Here is a 17,853-nt window from a genome sequence, read left to right on the forward strand (position 1 = left end):
ATTAAGCATTTATTACAAATTATGAGAAACAAAAAGAATATTATCAAAGTGGGCTACCTGCTGTCTTATGATTACTCTTATATTTTCACTTCTATAAAGCAAATTTATGATCATGTAGACCGCATTGTCATAAGCTATGATGCCCATAATAAAACATGGGCGGGAAATGATGTTTATATTCCTGAAAGTTTTTTTACTGAAATAAAAGCTTTAGATTCTCAAAATAAAATTATATTCTATAAAGACACTTTCTTTATTCCCGGGATGCAGCCTATGGAGCTTGAAACAAGACAAAGGAATATGATGGCTGAAAAACTGGGAAAAGGCGGCTGGCATATCCAGATAGACGGTGATGAGTATGCTTATGATTTTAAAAAGCTAGCGCAGTTTTTAAGAAAGCACCGCTACCTGCTGAAAGATCCTGAAAAAAAGGCGTTCAATTTCCAGGTTACCTTCGTTACTTTATTTAAACAAAATGAGGAGGGATATTTTGTCATCACTCCTTTCGATGAAAAATGTATGCTGATCACGAATGCTCCTCAGTACAAATATGCAAGACTTAATCATAATACGGAAAGAGTGTTTCCTCTGGATTATTACCTGATTCATCAATCCTGGGCAAGAGATGAGCAGGAAATTGTTGAAAAGATCAATAATTGGGGACATAAAAATGATTTTGATACCTCAGAATTCCTGCAATCATGGAAAACATTAAATGCCGGCAATTATAAGGAATACCAAAACTTTCATCCCTTAGACAAAACCCAGTGGAAAGAACTTTCTTTCTTCCCGGCAAAAAATATTGATGAATTTATTGTTTCTTTCGCTGAAAAACATCCTCAAAAACCGCTTCAGCTCGATGTATCATTTACCAAAAAACTGAAACTGCAGCTCAGGAATTTATTTTAATTCCTACAATGTGATCAATAGAAAAGAGGAATATAAAGATACACTACTCTTTTCTATTGCTATAAAAATTGGCTTTCCTTATTCTAATAAAGGTTATTTTCAAAAGTTATTTCGGAGAAGAAGTTATAAATACTTCTTCAAATTTTTTCATGATCACTTCAGGATTGAATAATTCGGAATAGCAATCCCATTGTTGGGAAGGATCAGGAGAAAAATTCATTAAAATATGATAAAGTTCCGCCTTATCGCTGTAAGTAGCGGCTTTACTGCCCAATATCTGTAAATGGGATTTTTCGTCAGAACCAGACCAGGTAATGATAGGTTTATTTTTTATAGAAAACTCCCCCACGGCAATACCAAAGCTTTCCCCCTGAAATCTTGCATGTAAAAAAGCATCAGAGGTATTAATAAATTTTACTTTTCTTTCAATATTGGTAGTGGGCGGAAGAAAAATGACATTTTTATAGGATCTGAAAAAATTCCTTTTCACAAACTCATCGGTCCCCATAAAAATAAAGTAGATATTTTTATTTTTAAGCGCTGCTTTCTTGACAACGTCCTTTACAAAATCAATATCAAAAGTTTCAGCTCCGCCGTATCTTGCAAAAACAACCGCATCTTTAGGAATATTAAATTCTTCTCGAAGATCCCCTTTCACATCGGGCAGATCAACGATATGAGGAACAAATGGCAATGCTCCTCCACTCATTGTCTCGGCCAGCCATTCCGATACATAGGCATAGACGTCTCCGTAGGGTTCGTTATATTTAAAAACAGCATGAATGGCTGTTCTGATAAGATCAGTAGGTGCATCACTTTCTCTTTGCCCTGCTTTTATCGCATAAAAAAGATCTGCATTTGATTGTCTGATAAAGTCATCTCTCTGTTGTATATCATTATACGCAAAAACATTAAATCGTTTCTCAAACTTTTCTATGGCTTCAGAAATATTGTTGGGACTGTTTTTAGGATATACTATTAAGGATTCATTAATTGAGAATTTCTTCATTATAATGAGCATAATCAAATACTGCGTTCGATGTTCCTCGGTAGCAGAGCTGATTTAAAGCTATATTCTATGGTGGAAAATCCTTTAATCATCATGATATTCTGATCATTTGAACTGTGGATTTCAATGAATGCAAATGTAGAAATTAAAATATAAATAGAGCCATTTCAAAAATCAGGAAAATAAAATAAACTTACAAAAAATAGAATGAGCTGTTTTCATTTGTTGTGTGCTCTGTTATCAGAACCGAGGTATTAAAAAAACAACCTATAAAATAAGAGTATGATATTGATAAAGGAAAGCTTCCCGGCTTGCTTTTTATTTTAGCTACTGTAAAAAAAATAAATCCTTCAACCTATTTAAAATCTATAATTTAAGTAAATTTGCAAAAATTTAAATTGAAATGGAGAAAGTAAGAGTACGTTTTGCTCCAAGTCCTACAGGACCTTTGCATTTGGGAGGCGTAAGAACCGCGTTATATGATTATCTTTTTGCTAAAAATCAGGGTGGAGAATTTGTATTGAGAATTGAAGATACGGACACCGCAAGATATGTAGAAGGAGCTGAAGAATACATTGAAGAAGCTTTAGAATGGTGCGGTATTATTCCTGATGAAAGTCCTAAGAAAGGAGGAAAATTTGCTCCCTACAGACAATCTGAAAGAAGAGATATCTATGACCGCTATACCGAGCAGATCCTGAAAACAGATTATGCTTACCTTGCTTTCGATACCCCGGAGGAACTGGATGCGATGCGTGCAGAATTTGAAGCCAGAGGCGAAGTTTTCTCATATGACAATAAAACCAGAAACCGCTTAAGAAACAGTCTTGCTCTTTCTGAGGAGGAAGTTCAGAAGCTATTGGATGCGAAAACACCTTATGTGGTAAGATTCAAGATGCCTGTTGACAGAGTATTAAATCTTGAAGATATCATTCGCGGAAAGTTTTCCGTAAACACCAATACGTTAGATGATAAAGTGCTTGTAAAGAATGACGGAATGCCAACCTACCATTTTGCCAACATCATTGATGATCATGAAATGGAGATCTCACACGTGATCCGTGGTGAAGAATGGCTGCCTTCTTTAGGTTTGCATACTTTATTATATGAAGCCATGAACTGGGAGGCACCCCAGTTTGCCCACCTTTCGTTAATTTTAAAACCTGAAGGTAAGGGAAAATTAAGCAAAAGAGACGGTGATAAGTTCGGGTTCCCTGTATTCCCGCTTGATTTTAAAGATCCTGCAACAGGAGTGGTCTCTAAAGGATACAGAGAAAATGGTTACCTTCCTGATGCCTTCATCAATATGGTTGCCTTATTGGGCTGGTCTCCGGCTGATGATAAAGAAATCCTTCCTTTGGATGAAATGATCAAGGAATTTGACCTTCATAAGGTACATAAGGCAGGGGCCAGATTCAGTAAAGAAAAATCAGAGTGGTTCAACCATCAGTATATCCAGATGAAGTCTGACGAAGAACTTCTTCAAATCCTTAAAAATACGGATATCGATCTTTCCGGTTCTTCTGATGAAAAACTTTTAAAAGTAATCCACCTGATGAAAGAGAGAGCCACTTTCCCTAAGGATATTTATGAAAATGGCCGATTTTTCTTTGAAGCTCCGGCTTCTTATGATGAGAAAGCATCAAAAAAAGCCTGGAATGGAGAAACTTCTGCTATTTTAGGAGAACTGGCATCCGCTCTTGAGTCTGCAGACTTTAATGCCGAAGCATTACAGCAAACCGTTCATGATTTTGCGGAAAACAAAGGCTTAGGAATGGGTAAAGTGATGATGCCGCTACGTTTATCTTTGGTAGGAGAACTGAAGGGACCAGACGTTCCGGACATCCTGGAAACCCTTGGAAAAGAGGAAAGTATCGTCAGAATAAGCAATGCTATCAATAATTTTAAATAGAATTCCCATAATTTTCATACATTTGAAAGATTTAATTTACTTCAAGAAATGGAATATTTAAGTTTCGAACTTCCTATCAAAGAATTAATGGATCAGTACCAGACCTGTTCTTTAGTAGGAGAAGAAAGTGGTGTTGATGTAAAATTAGCATGCAGCCAAATTGAGGATAAGATCATAGAAAAGAAAAAAGAAATCTATGAAAATCTTACCCCTTGGCAAAGAGTACAGCTGTCCCGCCATCCGGATCGTCCTTATACTTTAGACTACATCAAAGGAATGGCAGACAAAGGCAGTTTCTTAGAACTTCACGGAGATAGAAATTTCGCTGATGACCCGGCAATGATTGGAGGATTGATTACCCTGGATGGTCAAAGAGTCATGATCATAGGGACTCAAAAAGGAAGAACAACCAAGGAAAGACAGCATAGAAGATTTGGAATGCCCAATCCTGAAGGATACAGAAAAGCTTTAAGATTAATGAAGCTTGCTGAAAAATTCAACATTCCTGTCGTAACCTTAGTAGATACTCCGGGAGCCTATCCGGGATTGGAAGCAGAAGAAAGAGGACAGGGAGAAGCCATTGCCAGAAATATTTTTGAAATGGTTCAGCTTAAAACGCCGATCTTCACCTATATCATTGGAGAAGGAGCAAGTGGCGGAGCCTTAGGAATAGGGGTAGGAAACAAAGTATATATGCTGGAAAACACATGGTATACGGTAATTGCACCTGAAAGCTGCTCTTCTATCTTATGGAGAAACTGGGACCACAAAGAAGATGCAGCGAATGCATTAAACCTTACTCCCCAGGATGCCTTAAGAGAAAAGTTTATCGACGGGATCATTGAAGAACCTCTTGGTGGGGCTCATTATGATGCGGAGACAACTTATTTAAATTTAAAAAATTCTATTTTACAAAATATCAAGGCTTTTTCCAAATTTACAGGACAGGAGCTTGAAACCCAGAGACAGGATAAATTCATTGCGATGGGTCAGTTTAAGGGATAAAAAACAAAAAAGGTTAAGAAAATATTTCTTAACCTTTTTTTAGCTTTAGTTTTCTTCTAATCAGCAACATTGAGTGCAATTTCAATATCCCGAGTAATTTTCTTCAATGAAGAATATTTTGCGTCACACACCATGGTGGTCAGCACATATTCTCCTTTATCTATCAGTATAAAGTTCTGTCCGTTTGCCGGAACGCTTAGATTGTAATATTTTTTCCCGCTTATTTTAACGATAAGATTACATTTTGACCTGTTTTTGATATTGATATAGGCTTCATTTTTATTGATATCATTATTAAAGAGGTGGGTAAGCATGGCAGCTGTCTTTTTATTATCTTCACTGGGTTCAGATTTGGATACGCCAGCACTTTTAGCTGAACCTGCAGACGCATAGCTTCCGGCCCTTTCTTCTTTTAGGGCATTGATTGCAGCAGCTTTATTAGTATTAGCAGCAGGAACTGCTTTATTGGCAGCAAGTACCTTACCACTATTCAGTTCATTATTTTTAACGATCTTCTCAATTTTTTCCTTACTGATCGGCTTGATGGTAGGTTTGGCTTCAGGAGAATTATCTGCCATAATGATTTCCATGAGCTTTCTTTTAAAATAATCGGACTTTACATGTCCCGGATTCTGTTTCAGAAAGCCGGCTACCACTCTAGCTTCTTTTGAAACCTCCGCTTCCTGCTCTGTATATATGATCACAGTTTCTTTTTCCACAACCGCTTTAGATTTCGATTTTTTCTTTTTTTGGGAAAAACCAAGAGAGAAAATACATATAAATAGAAGGAAGAAGATTTTTTTCATTAATCAAAACTTTAAAATAGTATTAAATATATTAATAACGTGAAAAGTCATTTTTTAGTTTATCATTAAAATCATTATCTTTGCACTGCTCTAAAATTAAGCTAAAAATTAATACTAATCTTAAATAAAAAATAATAGATATTATGTCTTATACACCAGTTGCTGCAGACGTAGCGAAATTAAGAAACCAAACAGGTGCAGGTATGATGGACTGCAAGAAAGCTCTAGTTGAAGCGGAAGGAGACTTCGAAAAAGCAGTAGACATCCTTAGAAAAAAAGGACAAAAAGTGGCTGCTAACAGAGCAGACAGAGAGTCTACTGAAGGAGCAGTAATCGCAAGAGTAAACGAAGATAACACTTTAGGTGCTATTATTTCTTTAAATTGTGAGACAGACTTCGTTGCTAAAAACGAGGCATTCGTTGAATTAGCTTACGAATTGGCTGAAATGGCAATCTTCGCTGCTTCTAAAGAGGAGCTTTTAGCTACTGATTTCCACGGAATCACTGTTGCTGAGAAATTAGTTGAGCAAACAGGAGTTATCGGTGAGAAAATCGAGATCGGATCTTTCGAAAGAATCGAAGGGCCATTCTTGGGTGCTTACATCCACGCTGGAAACAAAATTGCTGCTATCACTTCCCTTTCTGCTAAAGTAGACGGAGCTGACGAAGCTGCTAAAGCTGTTTCTATGCAGGTTGCTGCAATGAATCCAATTGCATTGGATGAAACTGCTGTATCTCAGGAAACAATCAACAAAGAATTAGAAATCGAAAGAGAACTTCTTCTAAAGGAAGGTAAGCCAGAGAACATTATCGACAATATCCTTAAAGGTAAAATGCAGAGATTCTACAAAGATAACACATTGGTACACCAGGCGTTCATTAAGGATGCTAACCAATCTGTTGCTGATTATGTAAAATCTGTAAACGGAGACCTAAAAGTTACAGGATTTGTTAGAGTAAGCTTAGCTTAATCCATCTTTCAAAAAAATATTTGATCCCGGTGAATTTTCATCGGGATTTTTTTATGAAGCAAGATCAATGAACATGCACACAATATGAAGTAAATTTTAAATATTCAATAAATACGCTATAAATTTAAATTCAAAGAATTTCTTGCACAATAAAGCAACTGTTAATGCTTGGATTTGCGGCCCTTATAATAGAGAATGAAAAAATTTCTACCAGCTATTTGCGCTTTTCTTTGTTTATTCGTTAACGCACAATTAGACACTGAGCATTGGTTTGCCCCAATGTCCGCAAAATTGTGACTTCAAAAGGACTGGCCGGCTTTTTTATGGGCGTAGTTCCCATTACATCAGCAAATTCAACAATAGGAGTAACTACTGCTACAGAAGACAATACAACGGTTACATTATCCGGCTACAATCCCAATGTTGTTTTTTCTGACGGGGAGAAATCTTCCTACAGGAACATACTGGTATGTCATCAAATGGACGTAACCGGATACTCAATTACCAGTTTCATACTCAGGATGGATTTTAATTAAAAATCGAGAATAAATATTAATAATTATTTAAATTTCAGCAATTGTATTTCATTTTTTATTCTATTTTTGTAGAAATCCTAATTCCATACACATGAAAAGATTTCTACTCAGTTTAGTATTGATTTTTTTGACAGCTGATACCCTCTTTGCCCAAAGAGATACTGAACATTGGTTTGCTCCGATGGCTGCCAATTCATTTGCCCTTTCCAGCCCTCAGCAAGCTTTATACTTTTCTACGGACTCCACGACACCATTTCCGGTAGAAATATACAGTAATAATTTACTGTTGGGAACAGTCACCATCAGTAAGGGTAACCCACAGGTATATCCTATTACGACGGCTACAATGATTACCTCTACCGGTACTGAAAAATTTGTACCGATAGGCAAAGGGCTTTATACTAAAGGAGCAAAACCTTATTTTGTTAACTTTAGGTTCAGTGTTTCCAGCCATGGAGAAATATTAACATCAAAAGGTAAAGCCGGTATTGGAAAGAAGTTCTATGCAGCAGCTACTCCCATGACTGGTCAAACCATCAGTTACTTAAATTTTACAGCAGGAATTTTAGCCACAGAAGACAATACCACCGTCACTGTTTCAGGATATGACCCGGGAGTTCAGTTTTCTAACGGTACTACCGGAGCCACAAACCCTACAATGACCTTTAATCTGAATAAAGGAAAAGCTTATATCATTGAAGGGCTTCAAAATAACGGAACCAATGCCACAGGATTTATAGGAGCAAAAATAGAATCTGATAAACCTATTTCTGTTACCAATGGAAACTTCAATGGCCAGTTTGCACTGCCTGGAAATCAGGGGAGCGGTTCAGATATCGTAATGGACCAGTCTGTCCCGGTAGACAGATTAGGGAGTGAGTTTGTCCTTGTAAAAGGAAACGGTCTTATCACTGACGGAGACGAAGATGCATTGGTAATCGCAACAGAAAACAATACTGAAGTATTCGTAAACGGAGCAACCACTCCAATCGCTACCCTTAATGAAGGACAGTGGGTACGGGTATCTGAAGGACCTGGCGGAACATTTGTGAATCAGTATATCGATCAGGGAAGCGGCCACTACAATATGCATATCAGAACTACAAAAAACGTGTATGTATATCAGCTTTTGGCAGGTATTGACAATTATACAGCAACAGAAGGATACAATTATATCCCCCCGTTGAACTGTTTCCTGCCAAGAAAGATTGACGAAATTTCTATGGTAAATATTTTACCTCCAACCACAAATACTGTAAAATTAAATATCCTTACGGAAGCCGGAGCTACCGTTACTGTAAACGGAGGTGCACTTCCTACTACACAGGGGCCTTACCCTGTTACAGGAACAACAGCCTGGGTATCTTATTCGGTACCCAATGCAACAGGAAACATAACGGTTACTTCTACGAAAGCTGTTACGGCAGGTATCGCCGGAGGAAGTGGTGCAGTAGGATACGGAGGGTACTTTGCCGGTTTCTCTTCTATCCCGGTGATTGCAAAACAAACCGGAGAATGTGTTCCGGGGATCATCCTGGAAGTGGATGACAGCTATGAAACTTACCAGTGGTTCCGTAACGGAACTGCTATTTCAGGAGCAACGGCCAATACCTATACCCCCACACAGTCTGGAAACTATACCGTAAAAGTAACAATGGGAACCTGTCCTCCGGTGACAACCCCAATCTATAAGGTAGAAAACTGTTTAAAAGAGACTACACAAACACTTAATGCATGTTCCACTAAGATCATTACACCAGCCTTTACCTCTTCAACCCAGACACCAGCTCCGGGAACGGTAGTCATTGTTACTCCGCCGACTAAAGGGACTGCTGTAGTAAATGCAAATGGAACAATCACCTATACTCCCAATGCAGGTTATCTTGGACCGGATGTCATCGTGTATAAATTCTGTGGAGCAGCTACTGAATTCATTGATTGTGAGCAGGTGACTTTAAAGCTTACCGTGGTTCCTTTTATTGTACAGGATGTAACGATCTCAGCATGTTGGTATGATGTAGATCCTGCTGCTATTTTTGATCTTACCAAAGCGAAGGTAACAGATTACACCTCTGTCGTTAAAAAATACTACCGTACATTGAATGACCTTAATGCTGGGATCAATGAAATAACGAATCCCGAAGCCTATCCGGCAACAGGAGGAATGGTATATGTAAAAATTACGACTACTGAAGGATGTACAGCCAATGCACAAATTACTCTAACAGCACTTCCTATCAGAAAGTCACCAATTCTTATCGATCAGTATATCTGTATGGATGCCAAAACCAATTTGGATGCCGGTCCTGGATATGATTCTTACGAATGGAATACAGGAGCGAAAACATCAGGAATCAGAGACGTGGGAGTAGGTGAATATTCCGTAATCCTTGGTAAGAACGGATGTTTCTTAAAACAAACCGTAAGAGTAAGAAAAGCTGAAGAGCCGGTAATCACGCAGATTGAGATTTCCAACAATAATGCAACAGTGATTGTAAACGGTGGTAAACCTCCTTATCAATACGCTGTAGACGGAATGACCAATTGGCAAGACTCTAATACGTTCTCAGGATTATCAAGAGGCCAGCATACATTCTATGTGAAAGACACTTATGATTGTACTCCTGTTGCCGTAGAGGTTACCGTACCTAATTTACTCAATGCCATTACACCTAATGGAGATAATGTAAATGATTATATAGACTACAGCGAGTTATCTTATAAAGAAAATCTTTCTTTTGTAGTATATGACAGATATGGCAACATGGTATTTACCGGAAACAAATTCAATAATTACAAATGGGACGGAAGGCATTTTGATAAAAAATTAGGAACCGGAACCTATTGGTACCACATCAACTGGAATGAACCTAATAAAGAGAAAACTCCAATAAAATACACAGGTTGGATCCTGGTAAAAAACAGAGAATAAATTACTAAAACAAATATTTTATAAACCACGATTACTCAATCGTGGTTTATTTTATTAATTAAACAAATAATATTAAAAAATATTTTCAATATTAATCAATTATTCTGCTATTTTTGTAAAAATCTAATTTCAACATCTATGAAGAAAATTCTATCAGTTATTCTGTTACTGTTTGCGGCCATTCAGATGCTGTTTGCGCAGAGAGATACAGAACATTGGTTCGCCCCTATGGCAGCAAGATCTACAAAACTCATCGATCCCAAACAGGCCCTATATCTTTCTACAGACTCTACCACTCCTTTTCCTGTAGAGATTTATAGCAACAATACCTTATTGGGAACAGTTACGATCAGCAAAGGAGCTCCACAAACATTTGATGTTCCATTGAACAGAATGGTTGCCAGCACTACTGGCGAACTTTTTGCTCCCGGAAATAAAGGATTGTATCTGAAAGGAACGAAGCCCTTTTTTACAACGTACAGGTTTTCGGTAAGCAGTCACGGGGAAATATTAACCTCTAAAGGAAAAGCAGGAATCGGTAAAAAATTCTATACGGTGACCGCTCCCATTGAAGAGCTGGACAGTGGATATAATTTCACCGCGGGTATTTTAGCAACAGAAGACAATACCGTTGTAACCGTTTCAGATTACAATTCTAATGTTGTATTTACTAATGGATGGACAGGGGTGACTAATCCGACACTTACTTTTACTCTTAATAAGGGACAATCTTATATTATTGAGGGAGTAGGTGATAAAGCAATGAACAAAGAAGGATTTATTGGCGCAAAAATAGAGGCAGATAAGCCGGTTTCTGTTACCAATGGAAACTTTAACGGCCAGTTTGCAATACCTACCGGGAGTTTCTGGGATGGTTCTGATATTATCATGGACCAGTCCGTACCTGTAGACAGACTAGGAAATGAGTTTGTTGTGGTAAAAGGAAATGGTAATATCAGTGAAAGAATGGAAGACGCTTTAATCGTTGCAACGGAAGGCGGAACACAGGTATTTATCAATAATGCTACCACTCCTGTTGTCACTTTGGCAGAAGGGCAAAGCTACCGAGTGAATAAGGTCAACAACAACAACTATATCAACCAGGGAAACAACCATTACAACATGTACATCAGAACGACAAAAAATGTATATGTTTATCAGCTGATGGCAGGTATTGCAGACAGCAATGCAACGCTTGGGTTCAACTATATCCCGCCATTGAACTGTTATCTCCCGAGAAAAATTGATGAAATAGGAAAAATTAAAGATCTTCCGTATTACACTACTCTTACCAACCATATTGTAAAATTAAATATCCTGACAGAAACAGGAGCTACTGTTGCCGTAAACGGAACAGCCCTACCTGCTACTCAAGGTCCGTTTCCAGTAAGCGGAACAAGTAACTGGGTATCTTATTCTGTACCAGACATCACAGGAAATGTTACCATAACTTCTACGAAAGCTGTAACAGCAGGGATATCCGGAGGTAGTGGTGTGGTAGGATACGGAGGCTATTTTGCAGGATTTTCTTCTATTCCTGTAATCGCCAAAACAACAGGGGACTGTATTCCGGGACTTGTTCTGGAAGTAGGCGACAGTTTTGACACTTACCAGTGGTATAAAGAGAATGTTGCGATACCGGGTGCAAACTCGTTTTCATACACTCCTACAGAATCAGGGAACTATACCGTAAAAATTACTGTAGGGTCTTGCCCGCCGGTAGTGACGCCGGTCTATAAGGTATATACATGTCTTACGAAAACGACCTTAAACGATACGGTATGTGACGTTGTAAAACAAATCGTACCGGTATTTACAAACTCCACACAGAATGTAGTTCCAGGGACTGTAACAATTCTTACACAGCCTGCGCACGGGAATGCAATTATTGATCCTGTTACGGGAGTTATTAGCTATGCTCCTGCCTTTGGATACATAGGACCTGATACCATCGTTTATAAGTTCTGTGGAGATAATGCTGACTTTACAGATTGTGAAGAAATAACATTGAATTTAACCATCTCTGAAAGCCCTGTAGTAAATAATGCAGGACTCAGAACATGTTTCCTGGAATCTAATACTGCAACAGGTTTATTTAACCTTACCAATGCTCTTGTAACCACCCAAAACGGGGTTACCAAAAAGTACTATCCATCCCTTGCAGATGCAAATGCCGGGACCAATGAAATTTTAAATCCATTAGCTTATGTAGCACCAAACGGTGTTGTATATGTGAAAGTAATCAATGCGAATGGATGTTACAGAGTTGCTGAAGTAACTTTAACGGTGATGCCTCCTGTAAAATCTGATGTTCTTGTTGACAAAATCATCTGTATGGAAGGTAAAACGACTTTGGATGCCGGACCTGGATTCAAAGGGTATGAATGGAGTACCGGAGCAACCACTCAGGTTATTCAAAATGTAGGGGTAGGAACCTATTGGGTAAAACTAAGAACAGGAGATTGTGTTACCACGCAAACGGTAAAAGTATATGCATCGGAACAGCCTGTGATTTCAAATGTTGACATCTCCAACAACACCATTACAGTGAATGTTGTAGGCGGAACCCCTCCGTATAAATACTCTATTGATAATATAACATGGCAGGACTCTAACATATTCACTAATATGCCAAGAGGAAATGCAAGTGTATATGTAAAGGATGACTATAATTGTGAACCTATAAAAGTAGATATCACGATTCCTAACCTGATCAACGTAATCACTCCCAATGCAGATGGAGTAAATGATGAAATTGACTATTCTTCATTAGCCAACAAAAACAATCTGGTCATTAATATTTTTGACAGATATGGAACTAAAATTTATCAGGCTGATAAATCCAACGGCTACAAATGGAATGGAACAGTTGACGGAAGCAAAAGGGTCTCTACCGGAAACTACTGGTATGAAGTAGGCTGGACAGAGCCCAACAGCAAACAAACTGCTATCAAATTCTCCGGCTGGATCTTAGTTAAGAACAGGGAATAATAATTCAGAAATAAAATTTTTAAAACCACGACTTCAAAGCCGTGGTTTTTTTATCACTTTTTCAAGCCTTCAATACTTTTTATTATTAAATTTGTGATAAATACGATTCCTGAATGAAGAAAACTTTATCTTTTCTATTTATATTTTATATTTTCACCTTTGCTTTTGCCCAATTAGACAGAGAGCATTGGTTTGCTCCTATGGTAGACAGAACAGGCAGTCCCAATCCCTATCAAAAAATCTACTTGTCTACCAACAGAACAACTCCCTTTCCAGTCAATATCTACAATAATAATATTCTGATCGGAACTGTAAATATCAGTAAAAACAATCCGCAAAAATTTGATGTTTTAAGAGATTATATTATTACGACCCAACAAACGGATTTATTCACTCCCACCACAAAAGGATTGTACTTGAAGGCAGAATTTCCTTTCTATGCCAACTTAAGATTTTCAGTATACAATCATGCCGAAATCATTACCTCTAAAGGAATACCTTCTACCGGAAAAAATTTCTTTGCAGCTTCCGCACCCATCACGGTAAGCAACGGGATCCTGAACTTTATGACCAGTGTGCTGGCTACAGAAGACAATACGACTGTTACCGTTTCCGGATACAGCCCTCTCGTTCAGTTTTCAAACGGAAATACAGGGGCGACCAATCCAACAATGACTTTTACGCTCAATAAAGGCCAATCGTACATCATGGATGGAATCGGAAACATCTCCGGAAATTTTGACGGATTTATAGGATCAAAAATCACGTCCGATAAACCCGTCAATATTACCAATGGAAACTTTAACGGCCAGTATGCCGGAGATTACCCTTCAAGTTCGGATATCTTAATGGATCAGGCAGTACCCGTCGACCGGCTTGGCAATGAATTCGCCCTCGTCAAAGGGAATGGAAGTATTGGAAGTAATATGGAAGGAGCCGTCGTTATTGCAACCGAAGACAATACTCAGATTTATGTCAATAATGAACTTGTCCCTGTTGCAACCATCAATACGGGAAAATATTTTGTCATTCCGGATACAAAATACAGCCTGCAGGGAGGAGGACATTATAATTTATACGTTAAAACCTCCAAGAATGCATACGTCTATCAGATCTTAGCAGGAAGTTCCAACACACTCAATCAGGTGGCCACCGGCGGGTTTAATTTTATTCCGGCACTTAACTGCTATTTACCCAAACAGATCAATGAACTTGGCTTTATTGATGAAAATTTTGTGTATTCCAATGGGAATCCTTCCGGAATATTAAATATCCCTACCAAACTGAATCTGATCACAGAAAGAGGGGCCAACGTAACCGTGAATGGTGCTACTCCGCCCATCAGTGCAGGGCCTTATGATATGACCGGTACAACGAACTGGGTTACGTACGGCATTCCCAATGTAACTGGAACCATCACTGTAGTTTCAGATAAAGCCATTATGGCAGGAATTAATGCCGGGAGTGATGCCATAGGGTATGGAGGCTTTTTTGCGGGATTTCCTACTCAGCCGGTCATTATAAAATCCGGAGGAGACTGTATTCCAGGAATCGTTCTTACCGTAGATCCTGTTATTTATGATACCTATCAATGGTACAGAAACGGAATACCTGTCACCGGAGCCACAGGATCTTCCATTGCTCCTACCCAGTCCGGATATTATACCTGTTCTGTAACGATGGGCCGTTGTGCTCCTTTAGTTACAGGGCAGTATAAAGTTTTGAACTGTACCAAACTGAATACAGCAGCTTATAACGTATGTACAACACAAACTATAACACCGGCATTTAGCAGTTCACCACAGACCCCGGTTCCGGCTACAGTAGCTATTACAACAGCCCCAACGTTAGGAACGGCCGTTATAAATCCTACAACGGGAATCATTACCTACACTGTTAATACTCCCGGAACAGCTGGAACTGATACCTTTACCTATACGTTCTGTGGAAATGATCCGGACTTCCCGGATTGTGAAACAGTAACGGTAACCATCAACATCCTTTCAATATCCGTTATGGATGTAACCTTAAATGCATGTGATATCAACGGGCAAGGAGTATTTGACCTGACAACAGCCAATGTAACGACAAACTCTCCGGTAACGATTACCTACTACCCTACACTGGCAGATGCACAGACCGAAAATCCGGCAGTACTCATTACTGCTCCGAATTCATATTCTGCCCCTAACGGCACCCTGGTATACGCGGTGGTAAAAAATGATCTAGGCTGTAAAAGTATCGCTAAAATCACCCTTAATCTTTATATCAAAGCTATCGTAGTAGATAACTACCAAGGAGTTTTCTGTGATGACAATCTGGACGGAACAGTCACCGTCATCCTGCCCAATATAACACCTGCTATCCTCAACAATCCCACTTATTTTACCAATGTAAGATACTATGCGAATCTTGCTGATGCCAATGCCGGAAATGCCAATACCCTTCCCAACAACTGGAGCTTTACCGGTCCTGTGACCATCTTTGTCAGAGTAGATTCTCCTGACGGATGTGCCTCAGTGATCAAACCTTTACAGTTTAGTATCGGAGCCAGAATACAATTGTTGAAAACAACAGCTGTACAAGACGTATGTGATGATGACCTGGATGGAATAAAATCAGTCAATTTAGCCGTATTCATGCCTCAGTTTACTACAGACCCGAATGTTACTTTCACATTTCACGGAACTCTTGCTGATGCCCAAAACAATGTGAATCCGATTCCTGCAGCAGCCAATATCAATGCTTCCCAGACTTTTTATATCCGATTTGAAAAAAACGGGGTATGTCCTGAGGTAGCATCCATTAAAATTACCATTAAGATCCCTAAAAAATCAGAGCTGTTAAAAGATCAGGCTATATGTCCTAAAATGACAACCACCCTGGATGCCGGACCTGGGTTTGATAAATATCTATGGAGTACGGGAGCCTCTACTCCTTCCATTACCAATGTTCCTGTAGGAAATTATTGGGTAGATCTTACATCAAACGGCTGTGTGTACAGACAGTACGTCAATGTAACAGCTTTGCCGATACCAATAATCACTTCTATAGAGATTGACGGAACAACGGTAAGAATTGGTGTAACCGGCGGTACTCCTCCTTATGAATATTCTTTGGATGGAGTGGTGTGGCAAAGCTCAAATGTTTTTCAAAATGTGCCCCGGGGAGCCCACCATGTTTTTGTAAGAGATTCCAAGCTGTGCGAGGAGGTCAAAAAACCTTTCGCTATTATTAATCTTATCAATACCATTACTCCCAATGGTGACGGCTACAATGAAGGCATCAACTATTCAGCATTAATGGCCAATGATAACCTGGAATTCCGCATTTTTGACAGATACGGGGCTGAAGTCTTTAGAGGAACGCATGAAAACAGATATACCTGGGATGGAAGAATAGGAGGAAGATATGTCCCTACCGCCACCTATTGGTATTTTATCAGCTGGACGGAATACGGTTCAAACCTTATGATGAAATATACAAGCTGGCTGCTGGTAAAACACAGGTAAAACACAAGGCTGGAAACAAAAAATCCTAATGAATCGCTTTTCCAGCCTTTTAAACTATTTTAAACTAAATTCCTGTTTTTTAATAATCATTTTTACTTAGATCATAAATTTATAACACTCATTAACAATTTACTGTCAAAGTTTAATATAACTTTAACCTGTTTTCTTTATCTTATTAGTAAGAAATTGCTGTATTTCTGTGTAATTTTGCCGATTATATGAAGAAACTGTTTACTCTACTGCTATTGGTTTTTCTGGCAAAGATCAATGCTCAAATATATTCTGGAGAGGTATTTTTAAGAGACAATTCGATTTTGTATCTCAACCAGGTTTATGTGACCAATCTGAATACGCAAAAGACTGTTCTTACAGATTATAACGGTAATTTTAATATCCCTGCCAACCCGGGAGATGTTATCCGTTTCACTTCCATTGTTACAGAGCGGAAAGATATTAAGCTTACCCCTCAGATCATCGATCAGAAAAATCTGGTTGAGCTTAAAATAGCCTATTATGAGATCCAGGAAATTGTACTCAGCAGATTCAAACCGACCGGAAATCTCCGATATGATGTGAACTCAATCAGAAAAGAAGATAAGAGCCTTGCAATTAAAAAAGTGATCGGTCTTCCTGAGCCTAAAGGAGACGGTAATCCACCTGAACTTCCGGTGGCCGGATTAAGGGATGGTGGGCTCACCTTCAGCTTGGAAAGCATTTATGATATTCTTTCCGGAGAAAGGAAAAAGAAACAACGTTACCAGGCGTATGAAAATATGAATAATTCGGTAACCCAGATCAAAAATTATTTAGGTAAAGATTATTTTCTGAAATTTAAAATTCCTGAAAATTTAATAGACAACTTCCTTCAATTCGTTTATACCTCTGAAAACATCCAAGCTTATGTATTGGCTGGAAACTTTGAAGCCATCAAAATACCTATTGAGAAATATCTTCCTATTTATCAGAGAAGGCTAAGAAATTCACACCTACAGGAGATCGTCAATAAATAAAATTCTCATTTTCCTGAAAGACATCATTTCAGAGAAATAAACTTATACCCTAAAAAACAATCCATAGAAAATACGCTATGGATTGTTTTTTTATTATACCTCACTTTAATACAATGTATAGATCTTTTAAAGTTTACAGCAAAAAACACGATAATACTCAAAAATATTTATAAATTTATGTCACAATTAAGTGTTTAAAATAAAACCTGTAATATTTCGTTATCGTATTAAAAACTAATCACCACCAAACGCAAATTAAG

11 protein-coding genes are annotated in these 17,853 nt (G+C 38.3%); 9 read left to right on the plus strand and 2 right to left on the minus strand.

Going from position 1 to position 17,853, the window contains the following annotated elements; translation table 11 throughout:
• Positions 1-21: 21 nt before the first annotated feature.
• Complete coding sequence (locus tag MUW56_RS07930; RefSeq protein ID WP_292012684.1) at positions 22-909, plus strand: hypothetical protein; 888 nt, start codon at positions 22-24, stop codon at positions 907-909.
• Between the two features lie 106 nt (positions 910-1,015).
• On the opposite strand, the gene MUW56_RS07935 is transcribed toward MUW56_RS07930, so the two are convergent.
• Positions 1,016-1,918 carry a hypothetical protein gene (locus tag MUW56_RS07935; protein ID WP_292012685.1) on the minus strand — a complete coding sequence of 301 codons (903 nt, stop codon included), beginning with the start codon at positions 1,916-1,918 and terminating at the stop codon, positions 1,016-1,018.
• Positions 1,919-2,321: 403 nt separating this feature from the next.
• Here MUW56_RS07935 and gltX point away from each other — a divergent pair, with 403 nt between their 5' ends.
• Together gltX and MUW56_RS07945 are read left to right on the plus strand one after the other, a co-directional pair.
• A complete protein-coding gene (gene gltX, locus MUW56_RS07940; protein WP_292012686.1) occupies positions 2,322-3,830 on the plus strand; it encodes a glutamate--tRNA ligase in 1,509 nt (502 codons plus the stop codon).
• A gap of 48 nt (positions 3,831-3,878) precedes the next feature.
• Positions 3,879-4,835: an acetyl-CoA carboxylase carboxyltransferase subunit alpha gene (locus tag MUW56_RS07945; protein ID WP_292012687.1), complete on the plus strand. Its 957-nt coding sequence runs from the start codon at positions 3,879-3,881 to the stop codon at positions 4,833-4,835.
• Between the two features lie 56 nt (positions 4,836-4,891).
• Here MUW56_RS07945 and MUW56_RS07950 read toward each other — a convergent pair whose 3' ends face one another.
• Positions 4,892-5,641, minus strand: coding sequence for a DUF6759 domain-containing protein (locus MUW56_RS07950; RefSeq protein ID WP_292012688.1), 750 nt, complete (start codon positions 5,639-5,641; stop codon positions 4,892-4,894).
• A gap of 143 nt (positions 5,642-5,784) precedes the next feature.
• On the opposite strand from MUW56_RS07950, the gene tsf reads away from it, so the two are divergent.
• From tsf to MUW56_RS07980, 6 genes are all read left to right on the plus strand, one after another.
• On the plus strand, positions 5,785-6,612 hold the full coding sequence (gene tsf / locus MUW56_RS07955) for a translation elongation factor Ts (protein ID WP_292012689.1): 828 nt from the start codon (positions 5,785-5,787) through the stop codon (positions 6,610-6,612).
• Positions 6,613-6,905: 293 nt separating this feature from the next.
• Positions 6,906-7,148 carry a hypothetical protein gene (locus MUW56_RS07960; protein WP_292012690.1) on the plus strand — a complete coding sequence of 81 codons (243 nt, stop codon included), beginning with the start codon at positions 6,906-6,908 and terminating at the stop codon, positions 7,146-7,148.
• Positions 7,149-7,239: 91 nt separating this feature from the next.
• Complete coding sequence (locus MUW56_RS07965; RefSeq protein WP_292012691.1) at positions 7,240-10,080, plus strand: gliding motility-associated C-terminal domain-containing protein; 2,841 nt, start codon at positions 7,240-7,242, stop codon at positions 10,078-10,080.
• Positions 10,081-10,218: 138 nt separating this feature from the next.
• The gene (locus MUW56_RS07970; protein WP_292012692.1) at positions 10,219-13,071 is read left to right on the plus strand and encodes a T9SS type B sorting domain-containing protein; all 2,853 of its coding nucleotides are present in this window, start codon (positions 10,219-10,221) and stop codon (positions 13,069-13,071) included.
• A 113-nt stretch (positions 13,072-13,184) separates the two neighbouring features.
• Complete coding sequence (locus MUW56_RS07975; RefSeq protein WP_292012693.1) at positions 13,185-16,583, plus strand: T9SS type B sorting domain-containing protein; 3,399 nt, start codon at positions 13,185-13,187, stop codon at positions 16,581-16,583.
• Between the two features lie 218 nt (positions 16,584-16,801).
• Positions 16,802-17,593, plus strand: coding sequence for a hypothetical protein (locus tag MUW56_RS07980; RefSeq protein ID WP_292012694.1), 792 nt, complete (start codon positions 16,802-16,804; stop codon positions 17,591-17,593).
• The last annotated feature ends 260 nt before the right edge of the window (positions 17,594-17,853 follow it).

Origin of the sequence: Chryseobacterium sp. (genome assembly GCF_022869225.1) — a bacterium.
Lineage (GTDB): Bacteria > Bacteroidota > Bacteroidia > Flavobacteriales > Weeksellaceae > Chryseobacterium.

Excerpts from the sequence above, each read along its gene's own strand:
- MUW56_RS07930 (WP_292012684.1), top strand. The coding sequence starts at position 22 with ATGAGAAACAAAAAGAATATTATCAAAGTGGGCTACCTGCTGTCTTAT.
- MUW56_RS07935 (WP_292012685.1), bottom strand. The coding sequence starts at position 1,918 with ATGAAGAAATTCTCAATTAATGAATCCTTAATAGTATATCCTAAAAAC.
- gltX (WP_292012686.1), top strand. The coding sequence starts at position 2,322 with ATGGAGAAAGTAAGAGTACGTTTTGCTCCAAGTCCTACAGGACCTTTG.
- MUW56_RS07945 (WP_292012687.1), top strand. The coding sequence starts at position 3,879 with ATGGAATATTTAAGTTTCGAACTTCCTATCAAAGAATTAATGGATCAG.
- MUW56_RS07950 (WP_292012688.1), bottom strand. The coding sequence starts at position 5,641 with ATGAAAAAAATCTTCTTCCTTCTATTTATATGTATTTTCTCTCTTGGT.
- tsf (WP_292012689.1), top strand. The coding sequence starts at position 5,785 with ATGTCTTATACACCAGTTGCTGCAGACGTAGCGAAATTAAGAAACCAA.
- MUW56_RS07965 (WP_292012691.1), top strand. The coding sequence starts at position 7,240 with ATGAAAAGATTTCTACTCAGTTTAGTATTGATTTTTTTGACAGCTGAT.
- MUW56_RS07970 (WP_292012692.1), top strand. The coding sequence starts at position 10,219 with ATGAAGAAAATTCTATCAGTTATTCTGTTACTGTTTGCGGCCATTCAG.
- MUW56_RS07975 (WP_292012693.1), top strand. The coding sequence starts at position 13,185 with ATGAAGAAAACTTTATCTTTTCTATTTATATTTTATATTTTCACCTTT.
- MUW56_RS07980 (WP_292012694.1), top strand. The coding sequence starts at position 16,802 with ATGAAGAAACTGTTTACTCTACTGCTATTGGTTTTTCTGGCAAAGATC.